Origin of the sequence: Pseudoalteromonas sp. A757 (assembly GCF_004103285.1) — a bacterium.
GTDB lineage: Bacteria > Pseudomonadota > Gammaproteobacteria > Enterobacterales > Alteromonadaceae > Pseudoalteromonas > Pseudoalteromonas galatheae.
In genome coordinates, this window is the sequence record NZ_QNQN01000054.1 from 1 (window position 1) to 16,822 (window position 16,822).

General features: G+C 42.5%; 15 protein-coding genes and 1 tRNA gene. 9 read left to right on the forward strand and 7 right to left on the reverse strand.

What is annotated here, in order from left to right:
* Window positions 1-2: 2 nt before the first annotated feature.
* Together DRB05_RS02490 and DRB05_RS02495 are read left to right on the forward strand one after the other, a co-directional pair.
* Window positions 3-79: transfer RNA gene (locus DRB05_RS02490), tRNA-Arg, on the forward strand.
* 390 nt (window positions 80-469) lie between these two features.
* On the forward strand, window positions 470-1,627 hold the full coding sequence (locus DRB05_RS02495; RefSeq protein ID WP_128725539.1) for a DUF1343 domain-containing protein: 1,158 nt from the start codon (window positions 470-472) through the stop codon (window positions 1,625-1,627).
* Between the two features lie 58 nt (window positions 1,628-1,685).
* Here DRB05_RS02495 and DRB05_RS02500 read toward each other — a convergent pair whose 3' ends face one another.
* Complete coding sequence (locus DRB05_RS02500; RefSeq protein WP_128725540.1) at window positions 1,686-2,534, reverse strand: MurR/RpiR family transcriptional regulator; 849 nt, start codon at window positions 2,532-2,534, stop codon at window positions 1,686-1,688.
* 212 nt (window positions 2,535-2,746) lie between these two features.
* Between DRB05_RS02500 and DRB05_RS02505 the strand changes: the two genes are divergently transcribed.
* The gene (locus tag DRB05_RS02505; RefSeq protein ID WP_128725541.1) at window positions 2,747-4,123 is read left to right on the forward strand and encodes a Na+/H+ antiporter NhaC family protein; all 1,377 of its coding nucleotides are present in this window, start codon (window positions 2,747-2,749) and stop codon (window positions 4,121-4,123) included.
* A gap of 9 nt (window positions 4,124-4,132) precedes the next feature.
* Here DRB05_RS02505 and DRB05_RS02510 read toward each other — a convergent pair whose 3' ends face one another.
* The 3 genes from DRB05_RS02510 to DRB05_RS02520 all read right to left on the reverse strand — a co-directional run bounded on the left by DRB05_RS02510 (window position 4,133) and on the right by DRB05_RS02520 (window position 6,017).
* Window positions 4,133-4,738 carry a hypothetical protein gene (locus DRB05_RS02510; RefSeq protein ID WP_128725542.1) on the reverse strand — a complete coding sequence of 202 codons (606 nt, stop codon included), beginning with the start codon at window positions 4,736-4,738 and terminating at the stop codon, window positions 4,133-4,135.
* The gene (locus tag DRB05_RS02515) at window positions 4,731-5,288 is read right to left on the reverse strand and encodes a sigma-70 family RNA polymerase sigma factor (protein WP_128725543.1); all 558 of its coding nucleotides are present in this window, start codon (window positions 5,286-5,288) and stop codon (window positions 4,731-4,733) included. The genes DRB05_RS02510 and DRB05_RS02515 overlap by 8 nt, the downstream gene beginning before the upstream one ends.
* Before the next feature lie 93 nt (window positions 5,289-5,381).
* Window positions 5,382-6,017, reverse strand: coding sequence for an energy transducer TonB (locus tag DRB05_RS02520; protein ID WP_128725544.1), 636 nt, complete (start codon window positions 6,015-6,017; stop codon window positions 5,382-5,384).
* A 169-nt stretch (window positions 6,018-6,186) separates the two neighbouring features.
* Between DRB05_RS02520 and DRB05_RS02525 the strand changes: the two genes are divergently transcribed.
* Both DRB05_RS02525 and DRB05_RS02530 read left to right on the forward strand, forming a co-directional pair.
* The gene (locus tag DRB05_RS02525) at window positions 6,187-6,693 is read left to right on the forward strand and encodes a DUF3087 domain-containing protein (RefSeq protein WP_128725545.1); all 507 of its coding nucleotides are present in this window, start codon (window positions 6,187-6,189) and stop codon (window positions 6,691-6,693) included.
* Window positions 6,694-6,804: 111 nt separating this feature from the next.
* Window positions 6,805-8,619, forward strand: a complete 1,815-nt coding sequence (locus tag DRB05_RS02530; RefSeq protein WP_240036192.1) for a DUF3413 domain-containing protein — start codon at window positions 6,805-6,807, stop codon at window positions 8,617-8,619.
* A 69-nt stretch (window positions 8,620-8,688) separates the two neighbouring features.
* On the opposite strand, the gene DRB05_RS02535 is transcribed toward DRB05_RS02530, so the two are convergent.
* From DRB05_RS02535 to DRB05_RS02545, 3 genes are read right to left on the reverse strand one after another with little or no spacing between them, the layout of a single operon-like run.
* Window positions 8,689-10,254, reverse strand: a complete 1,566-nt coding sequence (locus DRB05_RS02535) for a sensor domain-containing diguanylate cyclase (protein WP_128725547.1) — start codon at window positions 10,252-10,254, stop codon at window positions 8,689-8,691.
* On the reverse strand, window positions 10,247-10,669 hold the full coding sequence (locus DRB05_RS02540) for a hypothetical protein (RefSeq protein ID WP_128725548.1): 423 nt from the start codon (window positions 10,667-10,669) through the stop codon (window positions 10,247-10,249). Before DRB05_RS02540 ends, DRB05_RS02535 begins: the two co-directional genes overlap by 8 nt.
* A complete protein-coding gene (locus tag DRB05_RS02545) occupies window positions 10,669-11,895 on the reverse strand; it encodes a hypothetical protein (protein ID WP_128725549.1) in 1,227 nt (408 codons plus the stop codon). Before DRB05_RS02545 ends, DRB05_RS02540 begins: the two co-directional genes overlap by 1 nt.
* Before the next feature lie 160 nt (window positions 11,896-12,055).
* Here DRB05_RS02545 and ribA point away from each other — a divergent pair, with 160 nt between their 5' ends.
* The 4 genes from ribA (at window position 12,056) to alaS (ending at window position 16,818) form a co-directional block, all read left to right on the forward strand.
* Complete coding sequence (ribA, locus tag DRB05_RS02550) at window positions 12,056-12,682, forward strand: GTP cyclohydrolase II (RefSeq protein ID WP_128725550.1); 627 nt, start codon at window positions 12,056-12,058, stop codon at window positions 12,680-12,682.
* A gap of 241 nt (window positions 12,683-12,923) precedes the next feature.
* Window positions 12,924-13,721: a BPSS1780 family membrane protein gene (locus DRB05_RS02555; RefSeq protein WP_128725551.1), complete on the forward strand. Its 798-nt coding sequence runs from the start codon at window positions 12,924-12,926 to the stop codon at window positions 13,719-13,721.
* Window positions 13,721-14,092 carry a regulatory protein RecX gene (locus tag DRB05_RS02560; RefSeq protein ID WP_275669072.1) on the forward strand — a complete coding sequence of 124 codons (372 nt, stop codon included), beginning with the start codon at window positions 13,721-13,723 and terminating at the stop codon, window positions 14,090-14,092. Before DRB05_RS02555 ends, DRB05_RS02560 begins: the two co-directional genes overlap by 1 nt.
* A 122-nt stretch (window positions 14,093-14,214) precedes the next feature.
* Entirely contained in the window at window positions 14,215-16,818 is a 2,604-nt protein-coding gene (alaS, locus tag DRB05_RS02565; RefSeq protein WP_128725552.1) for an alanine--tRNA ligase, read from the forward strand.
* Window positions 16,819-16,822 lie beyond the last annotated feature (4 nt).

Below are 16,822 nucleotides of genomic sequence, written 5' to 3' on the forward strand. Positions count from 1 at the left end.
ACGGACGCATAGCTCAGCTGGATAGAGTACCTGGCTACGAACCAGGCGGTCGGAGGTTCGAATCCTCCTGCGTCCGCCACTTTTCCTCAAGTGGTGAAATAAAGAGTTAAACAAGCCGACGAAAGTCGGTTTTTTTGTGCCCAAATATCTCGTGTAGGAGCAGGTTTACCCTGCGATCTTTTACAAAAGTTGAATATGACGGCGCTCGGAGGTTCACTCTCCATAACACACGTCCTGCGTCCGCCACTTTTCCTCAAGTGGTGAAATAAAGAGATAAACAAGCCGACGAAAGTCGGTTTTTTTGTGCTTAAATGTATCGTGTAGGAGCAGGTTTACCCTGCGATTTTTTACAAAAGTTGAATACGACGGCGCTCAGAGATTCACTACTGCATGATTAAACTCCCGAAACACTTTTCATTTTTTTTCTGACTGATACCCTAATCGCGTATTTATTTAGAGAAAGCGTTATATGTTTCAATCACTCAGAATTTGTTTACTGCTTGTTTTTTGTTGTGTTCCTTTAACTGTTGAAGCGCTTACATTAGGTGCTGAGCGCGCAGATGAGTATTTACCTGTGTTAAAAGGTAAGCGCGTCGGATTAATCGTAAACCAAACATCCCGCGTTGACGACCAGCATCTAGTTGATTACTTACTTAATAAAGAAGTGGATGTTAAAAAGGTCTTTGCACCGGAACACGGTTTTCGTGGTAATTATGATGCGGGTGCTAAAGTCGATGATGCAAAGGATGTGAAAACTGGGCTACCAATCATTTCGCTTTATGGCAGTAATAAAAAGCCAAGGCCTGAGCAGCTCAAAGATATCGATGTGCTTATTTTTGATATTCAAGATGTGGGGTTGCGCTTTTATACATACATCAGCACTATGCACCTCGCGATGGAAGCTGCAGCCGATGCAAATATTGAATTTTGGGTTTTTGATAGGCCAAATCCAAATATTGCGTATGTTGATGGCCCATTATTAGAAAAACCATTTCAATCTTTTGTTGGTATGCATCCCATTCCTGTATTGCATGGCATGACCGTTGGCGAACTGGCAACTATGATTAAAGGAGAGGGGTGGTTAACCTCGCTTAAAGCGCCACAGTTACGAGTGTTTCCAATGCGAAACTATAGTGGCAGCACTGAATATAGATTGCCGATCCCGCCAAGTCCTAACCTACCAAACCAACAAGCAATCTACTTGTATCCATCATTGTGCTTTTTTGAAGCGACACCTATTTCTGTTGGTCGTGGAACGAATTTTCCATTTCAAGTTTTTGGCTACCCAGATCCTAAATTGGGGGAGTTTCAGTTCACTCCTCGACCAGTGCTAGGCGCGGCTTCTAATCCTAAATTAAACGGTGTGACTGCGTTTGGTCAGGATTTAAGAAACAGCAATGTACGAGGTTTTGATCTAACTTGGTTTGTTGCTGCATACGCGCAGTTCAAGCACGAGAATAAAGCGTTTTTTCAGTCCCCCGATTTTCTCGATAAGCTTGCTGGCACGGACAAAATCCGCAAAGCCATTGAGTCTGGCCAATCAGCATTAGAATTGAGAAAACTGTGGCAGCAGGATGTACAAGGTTTTTTAAAGCAGCGGAAAAAGTATTTATTATATCCGAGGTAGTATTGGGTCTTTGCTAGAGGTAAACGGCAGTGAAAGTCTGCCGTTAGAGGTTTACGCCTTACTCGCTACGCAATATTTGCATGTTTTCATTGGCCTTATCCACACGTTTTTGCCAATGTAGGTTAGATTGCGTAAGTGCCGTGAATAAAACATCAATAAGGTAGGCCTGAGAAGTACGAGACAGCATACCTGAATGTTTAAGTGGTTCCCCTTCATTAATGCAATATAGTATCGCATCCGCCATTTCTGCGAGTGAGTGGCTACCGTAACGTGAAATGGCGAGACATTTACAGCCATTATCCAATGCTTGATTAGTCAAGGTTAGCAAGCTCTTGCTGGTTCCTGTATTGCTGATCACAATTAAAAGATCGTCTTTCCCCATTGTTGCAATAAAGCTAGAGGCGCTGATTTCATCAACTTGAGCAATCGCAGGTATACCAAGCTTTTGGAGTTTCCAAGTTAAATCCTGTGCCATCGTGAAAGTGCTACCAAGTGCACATACGATGACTTTTCGTGCATTTTTCACTAACTGAATTGCGTTTTCGAACTGTTTTGCTGAGTTCAATTTTCGAGTTTCGGAAATAACATTTTGCTGTTTTAGTTGTAATTTATCTGCGATCAATTCGATAGAATCATTGCTGGAAATTAACTCATCAATTGGGGCGCTATTGTCTGTTTGCTCATTGAGCGCATCAACAACGGCAAGTTTAAAAGCTGGAAATCCTTTATAACCCAACTTTTGGGCAAATTTTACGACGCTAGATTGGCTGACACCTGCTTCGCGTGCCAGTTCAACAGAGGAAAGCGCACGGATTTTATCGCCCGAGTTCAAGGTAAAGTCAGCAAGCTTTGCCTCACTATTAGATAGTGATGGACGAAGTGCTTTTATTTTGACAAATGTAGACATACGATACTCAATCCGAACTAATTTAATCTGTCCATATTATAGGTTCAATTGGAACGTTACGATAGACCAAAAAGGAATATCATTGCACAAAACACACTCATTGTACCAGTATTGGGGTTAAATGTTGACTTAAATTTAATTTAGTCGCAAAGACTTGGTGTTTTAAACCGCTTAACTTAAGCTAAGTGTTTTGAATTTATAGACTAAACTATATGGCTTGGTACTCGATTTTGCCACCTTTGATTGCAATTGCAGTCGTGTTTTGGCGTAAAGAAGTAATTATCGCATTGATTTTAGCGCTAGTTTCTTCCGAATTTTTGTTAGCTTTACATGGCCAGCAGTCGTTAGTTGCAGGCACATTTGTGGGCAGTATTGAACGTATTATCGAGGTTGCAACATCGGCAGGTAACAGTCGGATCTTGATTTTTAGCATAGTGATCGGTGCATTGCTCGCCTACATACGAGAGTCAGGCGGTGTTGCAGCAACGGTGAATATGTTGCTTAATCGAGGTGTTGCTAAGAGTAAACGTCAGGTTGGCTTATTGACTATGTTTACAGGCACGGCGGTGTTCATCGAATCAAATATGAGCGTGCTAACCTCAGGAATTGTTGCTAGAGGACTATTTGATAAGTTAAAAATGAGCCGAGCTCGTTTGGCTTACATTATCGATAGTACTAGCGCTCCTGTATGTATTTTGATTTTACTTAATGGCTGGGGCGCTTATATTCTCGGACTGCTGAGCAACTATGAACTTGAGCAATCAGCAGTGAGCATTTTATGGGGGAGTGTCGCGTTTAATTTTTACGCAATTATCGCGCTGTTAATTGTTCTCTATACGATTATCTTTGATAAGGTCCATGGACCGATGAAGAGTGAAGAGCAAGAGTTAAAGCACCATACGGGTGAATTAAGTAGTGGGCCGAGCGCCACCAAGTCGCGTTATATGCTGATCCCTTTATTGACGCTGATTGTGAGTATGATTGGGTTTATGTTTTGGACAGGCGATGGTGTATTGGCAAATGGTAGCGGCTCTAAGTCAGTACTTTATGCCACAATTTTAGCTTCAACGGTTGCGTACCTGCTGCTTTTGACTGGCAAGAGGTTTAGTCATCACGAACTAATGGATGTTGGATTTAAGGGGATGGGGGAGCTGCTACCACTGGTAAGCATTGTGTTGCTCTCTTTGACCTTAGGTGCAAGTCTAAAAGAGTTGGGAACCGGGACTTTTGTCGCGTCTTTAGTTGGTGACTATCTGCCTATTTACTTGATAGTGCCAGTGCTCTTTATTACTGGTGCAATCATGTCATTTACAACCGGTACGTCGTGGGGCACCTTTGCCATATTAATACCGATTGGTGTGCCACTTATTCAAGCGCTTGGCTTACCGCCGTCACTCGTACTTGGAGCTATCTTAAGTGGCGGTATATTTGGCGACCACTGCTCGCCTATCTCTGATACCAGCGCAGTATCGGCACTGGCATCAGGATGTGATTTATTAACTCATGTTAAAACCCAACTACCCTATGCACTGGTGGGGGGCGTATTAGCTATTATCTGCTTCTTTATTGCCAGCCTTATTATGATTTAAGAGCGCCTTTTAGGGGCAAGCCAAAACTTGGTGTTGCCCCATACTCTCAATTGCAATTATTTGACCTTTTTCGGCGGTCGACAATGCGAGCATAACGGGTGTATTAAAATTGATAACACTGGTTTTTGATTGTGGCATAGCACTGAGTAAACTCTCTTTTAACTCGATTAGAGTACGAGTATTACATTCCTCAATCAACCAAGCGTTGTCGTTAATCGCAATCAATCTACCGTAACGTTGCTCTTGAACTCGCTGCTTTGCGACTTCAAATTGGGCATCTAATACTTTCTTTTGTTCATCTATCCGAGCTAGATATTGGCCTTGTGTTAGCTCATGCGTTTCGATGTGCTGAAAGTTGCCATAACTCACTAAATGTGCACTTGAATTGTATTCTTTATTAAAATTAAAATCTTGATTCTGGTACCACAAGGTGAAAAGTAAGGCGAGTGAACAAGTAACTGCGCTCCACTGCCATGTTTCTACGCGACTGAGATAGTGATGGATAAAGCTCACCACCCGTACCTTGACGCGAGCTGCCAGTGTTAGCGGTTTGTTCTGTTTATTAGCTTGATAAGCCTCTTTCAGTTTTACGTCAAATTCATCTAAATTACTCATGCTCTTCACTCACCTGAGACTTAATAGTCTCTTTTGCGTATCTAATTCGAGTTTTCACAGTTTCTTGTGTGGCCCCGACAATTTGGGCTATCTCAGCTAAGCTGAACCCTTCTAACTGTAGGCTTAGCGCTTCTTTTTGTAATAAAGGAAGCGCAGCTATTTGCTGGTATAGCCACGACTGTTCAGAGGTCTTAGTGAGCGCGTCGGTGCTAATGGTGCCTACTTTACTGTTAGTAAGCTCCGAGAGTTTATCTGATGCTCTAATAGAGTCGATTAACAAGTTACGTGCAATTTGAAACAGGTAAGCTTTGGGGTGACCCTGTTGTCGATAAGAGCTCTTCTTTTCGATGACTTTAAGCCATGTTTTCTGGCATATATCTTCTGCCGATGCTGTCTGTGTTTGTGTTCTTAGAAAGTGAAATAAATCACTTTGATAGCGCTCAATGACTTGCTCTAGGTACTTCACTTTACCCGTCGTAGCATACTCATAGAGCGGATCTTCTATATTGCTGGTGGCGCGAATGCGCCACATTTTCAGGCTACTCAGCATAGGCAATTCCACGTCGTTATACCAATTTGTGTTGTTCAGTGATTTACTTTGGAGTTAACCTCTCAAATTGGTTGGATACTTATCTACTGTTATTTATTGTTGTAATGTAAATTCCAACACAACACGTTGAGCGTATTGTGATTGTGGCTTTCCGTCAACGATGAGCGGTCTGTATTTCCATTTTCTCAGTGCTCTTATAGCGGCCTGGTTAAATACTCTTTTGGGTTCTGCATTTGTTACTCTAACATCAAATACTTCACCTTGTGGAGAAATGGTAAACTCCATTTCAACCCAGCCTTCCACTCCGTCTCTTGCGGCTGCTGGTGGGTAGTTAGGGTTGCTTCTAACAAGTGGAGTCGCTTGCCCATCAGTGTTAAGTTTTAGTGTCATAGTATTAGTGAATTTACCTAAATTGATATCAGGTGCTTCATTACTAATTTGTAGGTTATTTCCTGTATCAACAATATTTTCAACTGGTCTAACAGGCGCAACCATGGGCTTGGGTGGTTCAGGTCTTGTGTTTTTCTCCGCTACTGGAGAGTCCTCTTTGTCTGTTGCTATCGTAAGGTCAAATACCTCTATATCTACAATTGGACGTGTTAACTCTTGAGAAACCAAATTTTGCATAAAACTGAAAGTAGCAAAAGTAATCACAATTGCGCCAGCAAATGAAAACGCAAGTTTTAGAATCGTTGAATTCGGTTGTTTAAATGTCGTTAATGTTGTCATGATTTCATCCCCAGCATGATATTTCATATATAGAACGTTTGGGTAAATGAAACAGGGTGAAAGTTTTTAGATTTTTTTGATATGTATCTTGGTTCGGTTGCAGGCTATGGATTACAATGCATGAAAAGCAGAACACATATTTTATTTTTCGTGATCATCATAGGTAGTTATGAAGTTAGTTGAGATCAATAAAGCGCGTTATCGCAAACATTTAAATCAAGTAATTATTGCCTGTGTTGTGGCTTTGACTATCGGCAGTTTAGGTATTGCTCAGTTATTGATCCAGCTATTTCCTGACGCCGATGGCAGTCACTTTCATTGGAATTTAACTGGTGTGGCAGCGACCTGCATCGTCATTGGACTTGTGCTTAAAAAGTATAAAGCGCACCCTTTTATGACCGAGGTCAGTTATGTGTGGGACTTAAAGCAGTCACTGAACAAAATTACCCGTAAAATGTCGAAGTTAAAGCAGGCTGCACAGCAAGGTGATGTGGACGCGATGACGGCAATACAGTATAGCTATGCAGGGTCTCGTCAACTGTGGCAACTGGATGACAACACCATAACAATGGATGACTTAGCGGTGTGGCAAGCGGAGCTAGATGCGCTTGCGTCCAAGTATCAGGTTGAAATAAAAGCAGAAAATTACCACGAAGTGCTTTTACAAAAATACTAACCGAGTGAGTTAGATTAAGTTTATAAATTTTCACAATTTTTAATGTGACACTTTTGTTTCATGTCGGTAATATAGCAAGCCAATTTTTTCTATTAAAGGAACGGGTTGGTTGTGCTATTACGTCATCGTTTACACCAGTTTGGCTGGTTGGTTCTTATCAATTCTCTTTTCTCAATCTTAATTACCATAAATGTCGTAAATACAAACCCTGTCGATTATCACGGATTGACGCTATTCTATGCTTCTATATCGACATGGAGCCACATGGCTTTGCTCACGGCTTTAGTGAGTATTGTGGCTATGCCGATAATATTGTTACGGTCAAATAAAGTAAGGTTTTTTTGCTTTGCTTTATTCTATGCATTGTTTTTTGTAGCGCTTATTGCGAATAGCTTGTGCTTTGAGCTTTACAAATTTCATATTAATGGTGTTATTGTTGATATGTTGCTTGCCGGGCAAGTTATAGAATTTTCTCCAATAGCGTGGGCTCAAGCGATCGTTATTTTTATTGTGATATTTGTTTTCCAGTTTTATCTTGCAACGTGGCTGAGTAAACCCCGAACCGTGATGAAGTTGCGGTTTGGTCGAAAGTTTACCAGTGTGACCGTTATAGCGCTGTTGGCGAGTAACACAATGCATGCTTGGGCGAGTGCGACGGTATATCAACCGATTACGGGGTTCAGTAAATACTTACCATTTTTTAAACCAGCTACAGCAAACTCCTTCATGCGTAAATACGGTCTTGTTGACGAGGAGGCACTGGCACAGCAAAAGTCTATGTCTTTAACACAAGGACAATTTAACTATCCGTTACAACCTATTGAAGTAGAGCCAGTTGAAAAGCCTCTCGATATTGTTTTTGTGGTACTAGATTCTTGGCGTTATGATGCTTTCACGGCACAAGTTACTCCGAATATTTGGCGGTTCTCACAGCAGGGAGTGGTCTTCAATCAACATTTCTCCACAGGTAATTCTACACGAACGGGGATCTCTGGACTGTTTTATGGTTTGCCAGGCACTGCTTGGCAGGATATTTACAATAATCGAGTTACGCCATTATTGATGGATAGAATGCGCGATTTGGGTTATCAATTTGGGATATTTTCGTCTGCACAACTGGTTCGCCCAGAGTTTAATGAAACCGTGTTTGCTCGCATTGAGGGACTAAAAACGCATACAAAAGGCGATGACGTATTAGCACGAGATAAGCAGGTCACAAAAAACTGGTCTTCTTGGTACACAAAGCGAGATCCAAATAAGCCTTCATTTAGCTTTATTTTCTATGACGCAATCCATGGCTATGCAGTTCCTGAGGGTTACCATGCTGGGTTTGAGCCAATGCACGGCCCCATTAATCATATGTTGTTGGACAACAATTATGATAGAGAACCAATTTTAAATCGTTATCTGACCAGTACACACTTTGTAGACAGTCTCGCTGCATCGGTATTAGAGCAACTCGATATAGAAAATACACTTGTGATCATTACTTCTGATCACGGTGAAGAGCTTAATGACAACAAGCTTAATTACTGGGGACACAATAGTAATTTTACGGAACCACAGATAAAAGTGCCATTTGTTGTGGTTGGGCCAAAAAGCGAAAAGTGGCAGCATTGGCAAGCCTCAGATGTGGTGACCAGTCATTTAGACGTGGTACCGACGTTGATGAACGAGTACTTGGGGGTCAAAAGTACGCCTAAAGATTATAGCGCGGGTTATAACTTAACTGGACCGGTTAAACAGAGAAATTGGTTACTACTTAGCAGCTATAATAAATATGCGGTTGTGAGTAAGCAGCAAATTATTGAAGTTTCACCCATGGGAACCTATGAGTTGCTCGACCCAGCGAACAAGCCATCTGAACAAGAGCCAAATTTTGAGTATATTCAAGAGGCAATGCAGCAGATAAGCCACTTTCAGTAAATACAAGTAAATTATGTGTGCTGGTGGGCTGTGTTGTTCATCAGTACACACTAACGCGAGCTATAGTCTCTAAGCGCTTAACGAGTAGAATTGAAAGGCATTTTTCTTGTCTTTTTTGACTGTATACATAGCGACATCAGCACATTCAATTAATTGACTTAATTCAACCGCGTCCCTTGGGTAAGTTGCGATACCTATGCTCGCACCAACTCGTAGTGGTTGTGATTTCCCTTCGGGCGTTTGCCAAATCATTTCAGTGTTTATCGCCGCTAGCAGACTTTCAGCGATACGCTGCAATTTTTCATTTTTGGCGCAGTGCAAGGCAATCAAGAATTCATCTCCCCCCCAGCGGCAAACCACATCTTGTTCTCTAACCTGAGCGCTAATCTGTAAAGCGATATGTTTTAGCATCGCGTCACCAGCGTTGTGGCCATAAATGTCATTGATTGGCTTAAATTCATCCAAATCAATAATAAAGAGGCTAAAGGGAGCTTCGTTATCTAACCACTCGTTGATTTTTATTTCAGTACCATGACGATTATAAAGGCCAGTAAGTTTATCGCGACTTGCTTTTCTATTGAGCTCATGAAACACAGTTTTTCGTAGGGTGATGTCTGACAATAAGATTTGTAAGTAGAAATGCCCACCGCTTTCGACTCTCAACATGATAATGCTCAACCATACAGGTTGTTCGGTTAACGGATTAATGAATTCAAACTCTGACTGGGTTGGTTGGTTTAACTCCAGTGTATGCTCAGTGAAAGTATAAAGAATATCTGGAGTCGTGCAGTACTGACCAAAGCTTTCTGGGAAATATTCATCAAGGTCAATAGCCATGCCAGCCAGTAAATCACAGGCTGCATCGTTAGCTAAGATGACTTCGCCTTTATCTTTTACCAATAAAGTGGGAGAGGAAGATCTTTCAAACATGAGCCGAAAGCGCTTCTCTAGCACTTCAATATCAGCTCTTAGTTGCCGTTCTTGCTCAAACATAGAAGCGGTTTTGGCAATAAGTTGATTGGCATTACTCGCAATGTCGCCGATTTCACTCGATCTGTGTCCTCTTGGCACGACTAAATTCAAAGGTGTTCCAGGAATAACTGTCGCTATCTGACTGCTCAAGTTGCTTAGGGGTTTTGTCACTATGAAATGTGTTACAACAGTGAAGATGATCAAGATAGGGATGATTACGACCAGTAAGGTTTGAACGCTTGAACGTGCGATTTCTCTAGCATTTTGTTCGATAAAAACGGAGTTTGGTTGTATATAGATCTCACCAACAACTTCGCTCAATAAAAATGGATGATTAAGTTTAATAATAGTGGCATCTTGTGGCTTAAACCCTACACTCTGAGCAAGCCATTTTGCTTCACTCTTAATTGCAGCCGAAGAAATAACGTCATTACTGACTAGGCCATTAATAACCTCTACAGCAAGATCTTTATCATTGAGATAAGTCGCGATAGAAGAGGAGGATGAAACAGTTTGGCCAATTTGCCCGATAATAGTAGTAGAGCGCCGAAGCTCACGGTCAAAAATATGGTCGTGATATAACTTAGCGTAAAGCATCGAAAAAATAAAAGTCGAGACAACAAGCACGAGTGCCAGTCGCACGATCAACCCATACTTAGTCATTGATTTGATAGATTACCTTCACATCACCTGTTACAAAGTCTGCTGGAACATAGCCGATTGCATTTGGAATATTTCTAACATTTTCAAGTATAGCTGACGGTGAGGAAAATGACTGTGGGGGAGAAACTTTACCGCTGAACTTTATTCTCGACCAATAGGCGTTGATTTGGCTCTCATTGCGTCCTGTCAGTGCCAGAAAAAAAGGGCCTCTTAAAGGGTGAGATTTTTCGTAGTCATAGGTCACAGCCATATCGCCGTTGGGAAAGGCAACGTATTTTCCCATGTACATGTCGATGAGCTGACGCTGAGATATAGAGTCAACAGGGTTGTCTTTGTTAACAATGACCGCAATATCAGCAGTTGCCGAGAATGGATAAGAAATTAGGACGAAAACAATAGAAAGTAACTTACCCATCAGAACACCCAATTAAAGCTAAGCGTAAAGGTGTTGAACGAGAGGTCGGGATCATCAAACTGGTCAATGTGATGAAGATAGAAAGCGCTTGGCAAGTGATCGGCTGATGTATGTTTCCAGTTGAGCTTTAAAGCTAATGTCGGGCTTAGCTCACGTCTCCAAGTAACCGAGGTGCTATACTGATCCAGCTGATAAAAGCCAGAATGCATGGAGGCGGCTTCATAAATTTGCATTAACTCGGGTAATGGAACAAGTGGACCTGGCTCAACTCTCTCTTCGTTGTCGGATTTAGCAAGTGAGTAAGTGAAAGACAAGGTGTCTAAATCGAAGCGCTTACCCAATGTGATATAACCTGCTTTTAAGCGATTAAGTACGCTGGAATTTGAATCCGTCAAAGATATTTCACTTTGTACCAACCACTTCGAGTCATCGTATCTCATGCTGAACGCACTATAAGTAAAGCGTTTATCGAGGATATTCAATGATTCGATCAGCTCATTTCTTGTTGGCCAAACTTGTAACGGAACTTGTGACAAAGCGTCACGTAATTGCCGTTGCTGCTGGTGTTCATTTGCTGACTTTGTCGTTGTGTAGTTGGCTCTAAACAGCCAGTTTAACGTTTCGTATTGTATCGCCACGCCTAAGATAGACTTGAGCTCTACATTCCAAAAAAAATCATTATCACTATATATAGGAGATTTGGAACGCCCCCAGTATGTTTTGATGCTGGCTATGCCTTGATGAAGTGGTGCGCGATATTGCAAGTCAACACCGTCCAAGTTTTGATGAGGAATAATAGAATAAAACTCGACAGGCGGATGCTCCATATCCATTGAATAGCCAATATCACGATATTCAGTCATTAAAAATAGGTCTAACCCGGTGCGTCCTGCGCGAAATTGCCAGTTTGAATTTAGGTTGTAGCGTAGAAAAGCTAGTTTGATTGCATTGTTAACTCGATCATCACGCTGCTCTTTTAAAAGCAATTGGCCAACAAGCTCTACATTATCATTTGCATGCCACTCGGCCTGTAGACCCAAAGAAGAAAATGAAAAGTCGAGCTCATCTTTGGTGACACCACTTGGTTGAGAGATGGTCTCTCTAATTTTGGCTGTGTGTGAATCTGTTTTAACCGCTTTGAGCGTAGCGAAGCCGCTGAAATCAATGTCAGAGCTGTAGCTAAACGTGGTTGAAAATAATAGTAGGCAGATAAAAACAGAGCGCATGAGATATATACGTTTTCGCTTTCCTTTTTATACAGCCTAGTTCGAATTTTGACATTTACCAATGCGATGTTCGTCTCGCCCTTGTATAATGATGCAAGAGACACCATATCCCATTTATGGTAACATATTGTTATATTATCACATTAGGCAAGATTGAGACGTGGCAGAAGTAAGAGCGAGAGTCGGGCTGAAAGTAGGGCAGCACAGTAACATCCCTGCAGAAATAGTTTCATTTTCTGGGCTAAAAGATGGTCAAGAACACGTTGCGCTAGTATTTAATGGCGCAGACAGTCAGCAGCAAATTCCCCTAATCCGTATGCACTCTGAGTGCTTGACTGGCGATGTCTTTCATTCTTCTCGTTGTGATTGTGGCGAACAATTAAATGAGTGCATCGAGACGATGCATAAACAGGGCGGCATATTACTATACTTGCGCCAAGAAGGTCGTGGCATTGGTTTATACAATAAAATCGATGCTTATGTATTGCAATCACAAGGGATGAACACCTACGAGGCAAACAACCACCTCGGCTTTGAAGATGACTTAAGAGATTTCTCAGATGCCGTGTTGATGCTTCAGGCGCTCGGATTAAACCACGTTAAGTTAATGACGAATAATCCTAGAAAGCTAAAGGCGTTGAGAAATGCAGGTATTATCGTCGATGAAGTGGTTGGCACTCAGGCGCATGTTAAAGCAGGGGTTTCTGGTAATGAACAATATCTAAAAACTAAGATTCAACATGGTGCCCACATGCTCGATATCAAAAAGATATCAAAAGCTGATTAGCCCAATCGCATAGAACCATTATTACAAGCCAACTAGATAACTGCTCCGGTTGGCTTGAAGCACCAAACACTTAATTTTCATTTTTAACTCCTCAAACTCAAGATGTTTAAATAGGTTACGTTAACTGTCAGTATTTACCTAAAATATGCGAAAAAGCGCTGATAAATACGCCTTTCATGGCTTTTCACCCGACGTGGTAATCAGTATAATCGAAGGCGTTATAGCTTAAATTAAGTGGACTATGTCGACACCAATTAGAACATTCAAAGCAAGCATGGGCGTGCAGTGGCTAAAAGCCGGGTGGGCAATTTTCAAAACCCAGCCTATGACTTTCATGCTGATGTATATTTTCATGGCAGTAGTAAGTTTATTGCCTCTGTTCGCACCTATTTTTCATATTATCGCTGCATTGTCTGGTCCTTTCTTAAGCGCTGGTTTCTATCTTGCTGTCATCAATAAACAGATCGATAAACCCATAAAATTGGCTGATATCTTTGAGCCTTTTGCAGCAAAAGGGCGGCGATTAAATTTGTTCCGCGTTGGTATATATCAAATGGCAGGTGCACTGTTGCTGACTATGGTTGCCGGTGTGCTATTCAGTGATGTAGCGACTGCGCTCGAGAGTGTTGGCCCAAACACGGATCCGAATGAACTTATCGGACTCATCGCGAGCAATATTAGTTTTGCCGAAGTTGCAGTATTTGTGATTGCACAATCGGTCATTATGATGGCCTTTGCTTTTGTCGTGCCGCAGGTCTTTTTCCAGGGTGAGAAACGTATTTTTCACGCGATGAAGTGCTCGCTTGCCGCTTTTTATCATAATATGGCTGCGCTGAGTATTTACGGCTTAGTCGTCGCCGCACTTATCGTCGCGTCTATACCGCTGTCTATGATCCCTGCAATTATAATCATGCCGGTCGCGATGATAGGTTTTTTTGTTTCTTTTCAGGCGATGTTTATGCCAATCGTCGTTGAAAAGAAAGAAAATGATGAGAACGCTGACATCTCTCAGTCTGACTCAGGACGCTTTGACGCCTGATGGACGAACAAGAAATTAAAAAGCTAAAAAACTATGCGGTTTGGTTATTGTCGAGACAAGAGTACTCTGAGTCAGGATTGACGCAAAAACTACTGCAGAAAGGGGCTACAGCGGCAGTCGCAGAGCAATTGGTGTCTTGGCTAAAATCGCTCGATTACGTTAATGACGACCGCTATGCAGAGAGCTTTCTAAACCGCCAGATTGCAAAAGGACTTGGAGAAAAGCGTGTATTAATGGATGCAGGGCAAAAGGGGGTGAGCCGAGAGGTTCTGCATACACTAATTGCTGAGCGCGAAATTGATTGGTACATGCAAGCCGCAAAAACCTATGAAAAAAAAGTACGGTATTTGCGCACAACCGATAGAATATAAAGAAAAAACTAAGCGCGTGCGTTACATGAGTTATCGTGGCTTTAGTTTTGATGAAATAGATTTTGCAATTGAAGCTGCAATGACAGCAGCAGAGCAAGAAGAAATAAAGGGTGAATGATCACATGCAGCATATGACTACCGCACAAATCAGGCAAAGCTTTTTAGATTTCTTTGCTAAACAACAGCACCAAGTGGTGCCTTCAAGCTCGTTAATTCCGGGTAATGATGCCACCTTACTGTTCACCAATGCTGGAATGGTGCAGTTTAAAGATGCTTTCTTGGGAGCGGAAAAGCGCCCTTATACGCGAGCAACTAGTTCACAGCGCTGTGTTCGTGCGGGTGGTAAACATAATGACCTTGAAAACGTAGGTTATACCGCAAGACACCACACTTTCTTCGAAATGCTAGGTAACTTTAGCTTTGGTGATTATTTTAAAACCGACGCAATTAAGTTTGCTTGGGGTTTCCTCACGGATGTAATTAAGCTGCCAAAAGAAAAGCTATTGGTCACCATTTATCATGAAGATGATGAAGCATTTGATATTTGGTCAAAACAAGTTGGTGTTCCAGAAGACAGGATCATCCGTATTGCGACGGCGGATAACTTTTGGTCAATGGGCGACACGGGTCCTTGCGGTCCTTGCTCTGAAATCTTTTATGACCACGGTGAGCACATTTGGGGTGGACCTCCTGGCTCACCAGAAGAGGACGGTGATCGCTTCATTGAGATCTGGAACTTAGTATTCATGCAGTACAACCGTCATGCTGACGGCACCATGGAACCGCTGCCAATGCAGTCGGTCGATACCGGAATGGGCCTTGAGCGTATCTCTGCAATTATGCAGGGTGTGCACTCAAACTATGAGATTGACTTGTTCCAAGCGCTGATAAAAGCTGCTGCAAAAGTAACAGATGCACAAGATTTAGAAGATAAATCATTACGTGTGGTTGCTGACCACATTCGTTCGTGTGCGTTCCTTATTGCTGACGGCGTTATGCCATCGAATGAAGGCCGTGGTTACGTGCTGCGCCGTATTATTCGTCGTGCAGTTCGTCACGGTAATAAACTCGGTGCAAAAGGGGCCTTCTTCTATAAACTAGTTGCCGCACTCGCTGAGCAAATGGGTGAAGCTTACCCTGAACTAGTGAAGCAACAAGCGATTATCGAAAAAGTATTACGCATTGAAGAAGATCAGTTTGGTAAAACTCTAGACCGCGGTTTGACTATCCTAGAAGACAGCCTTGCAGGTATTGAAGGCGACGTTATTCCAGGCGATCTGGTGTTCAAACTCTACGATACTTATGGTTTCCCTGCGGACTTAACTGCGGATGTGGCGCGTGAGCGTTTTATGACGATAGACGAGCGCGGCTTCCAAGCATGTATGGAAGAGCAGCGTAAAAAAGCGCAAGCGGCTGGCAAGTTCGGTGCAGATTACAACGAGCGCTTGAAGTCTGATAAAAACACTGACTTTAAAGGCTATGACGCTGAGCACTATACCGGCACTGTGGTTGAAATCTTTAAAGAAGGCCAACACACCAATACGTTAGAAGATGGTGAACAAGGTGTGGTTATCCTTGACCGCACGCCTTTCTATGCTGAGTCAGGTGGCCAAGTTGGTGATACGGGTGTACTAAAAGTAGCTAACGGCGAGTTTGTAGTTACTGACACGCAAAAGCTAGGTAATGCATTTGCACACCATGGCCATGTGGTTGGCCGTATTGGTGTTAACGATAAAGCCGATGCACGTATTGACGCAGAGCGTCGCGAGAGAGTGAAGAAAAACCATACTGCAACTCACTTGGTCCACAAAGCACTGCGCGATTTACTGGGCGATCACGTAACACAAAAAGGCTCGTTAGTATTACCAGATCGTCTTCGTTTCGACTTCTCGCATTTTGAAGGCGTCACTAAAGCACAATTGCAGCAAGTAGAAGATGCAGTGAACGCAGAAATCCGCCGCAACTTTGCTTTACAAACTGAGTTGATGGATATCGATGCTGCTAAAGACAAAGGTGCGATGGCGCTATTTGGCGAGAAGTATGACGATGAAGTTCGAGTCGTATCAATCGGAGAGTACTCAATTGAACTTTGTGGTGGTACACACGTGAAACGCGCAGGTGATATTGGCCTATTCAAAATTGTCTCAGAAGGGGGTATCGCAGCAGGTGTTCGTCGTATCGAAGCAGTAACAGGTGCTGATGCTATCGCTTATGTTAATGAGCAAGAACAGGTGCTTTCTGAAATCGCGGCTTTGGTTAAGGGTGATACCTCATCTGTGCTAGAAAAAGTATCAGCGCTGCTTGAAAAGTCAAAAGGCCTTGAAAAGCAAGTTGCTCAGCTAAACGACAAACTAGCAAGTGCAGCGGGTGCAACGCTGCTTGACTCTGTAACGGAAGTGAATGGGATAAAATTACTCGTTGCAAACGTTGCAGGAACCGAGTCTAAAGCACTGCGTGGCATGGTAGATGATCTGAAGAACAAGATTGGTTCAGGCGTTATCGCGCTGGGTGTAGCGAATGGCGATAAAGTAAGCCTAATCGCTGGCGTAACAAAAGACTTAGTAGGTCAAGTTAAAGCAGGTGAGCTAGTTAATCACATGGCTTCTCAAGTCGGTGGTAAAGGTGGCGGTCGTCCTGATATGGCACAAGCTGGTGGCTCACAACCAGAAAACCTAGACGCAGCACTAAACAGTGTTCCAACTTGGTTAAATGAAGTAACGCAGTAATCAG

Excerpts from the sequence above, each read along its gene's own strand:
- DRB05_RS02545 (WP_128725549.1), bottom strand. The coding sequence starts at position 11,895 with ATGCGCTCTGTTTTTATCTGCCTACTATTATTTTCAACCACGTTTAGC.
- DRB05_RS02515 (WP_128725543.1), bottom strand. The coding sequence starts at position 5,288 with ATGCTGAGTAGCCTGAAAATGTGGCGCATTCGCGCCACCAGCAATATA.
- DRB05_RS02525 (WP_128725545.1), top strand. The coding sequence starts at position 6,187 with ATGAAGTTAGTTGAGATCAATAAAGCGCGTTATCGCAAACATTTAAAT.
- DRB05_RS02535 (WP_128725547.1), bottom strand. The coding sequence starts at position 10,254 with ATGACTAAGTATGGGTTGATCGTGCGACTGGCACTCGTGCTTGTTGTC.
- DRB05_RS02540 (WP_128725548.1), bottom strand. The coding sequence starts at position 10,669 with ATGGGTAAGTTACTTTCTATTGTTTTCGTCCTAATTTCTTATCCATTC.
- DRB05_RS02500 (WP_128725540.1), bottom strand. The coding sequence starts at position 2,534 with ATGTCTACATTTGTCAAAATAAAAGCACTTCGTCCATCACTATCTAAT.
- DRB05_RS02555 (WP_128725551.1), top strand. The coding sequence starts at position 12,924 with ATGTCGACACCAATTAGAACATTCAAAGCAAGCATGGGCGTGCAGTGG.
- DRB05_RS02510 (WP_128725542.1), bottom strand. The coding sequence starts at position 4,738 with ATGAGTAATTTAGATGAATTTGACGTAAAACTGAAAGAGGCTTATCAA.
- DRB05_RS02505 (WP_128725541.1), top strand. The coding sequence starts at position 2,747 with ATGGCTTGGTACTCGATTTTGCCACCTTTGATTGCAATTGCAGTCGTG.
- DRB05_RS02560 (WP_275669072.1), top strand. The coding sequence starts at position 13,721 with ATGGACGAACAAGAAATTAAAAAGCTAAAAAACTATGCGGTTTGGTTA.
- DRB05_RS02495 (WP_128725539.1), top strand. The coding sequence starts at position 470 with ATGTTTCAATCACTCAGAATTTGTTTACTGCTTGTTTTTTGTTGTGTT.
- DRB05_RS02520 (WP_128725544.1), bottom strand. The coding sequence starts at position 6,017 with ATGACAACATTAACGACATTTAAACAACCGAATTCAACGATTCTAAAA.
- alaS (WP_128725552.1), top strand. The coding sequence starts at position 14,215 with ATGCAGCATATGACTACCGCACAAATCAGGCAAAGCTTTTTAGATTTC.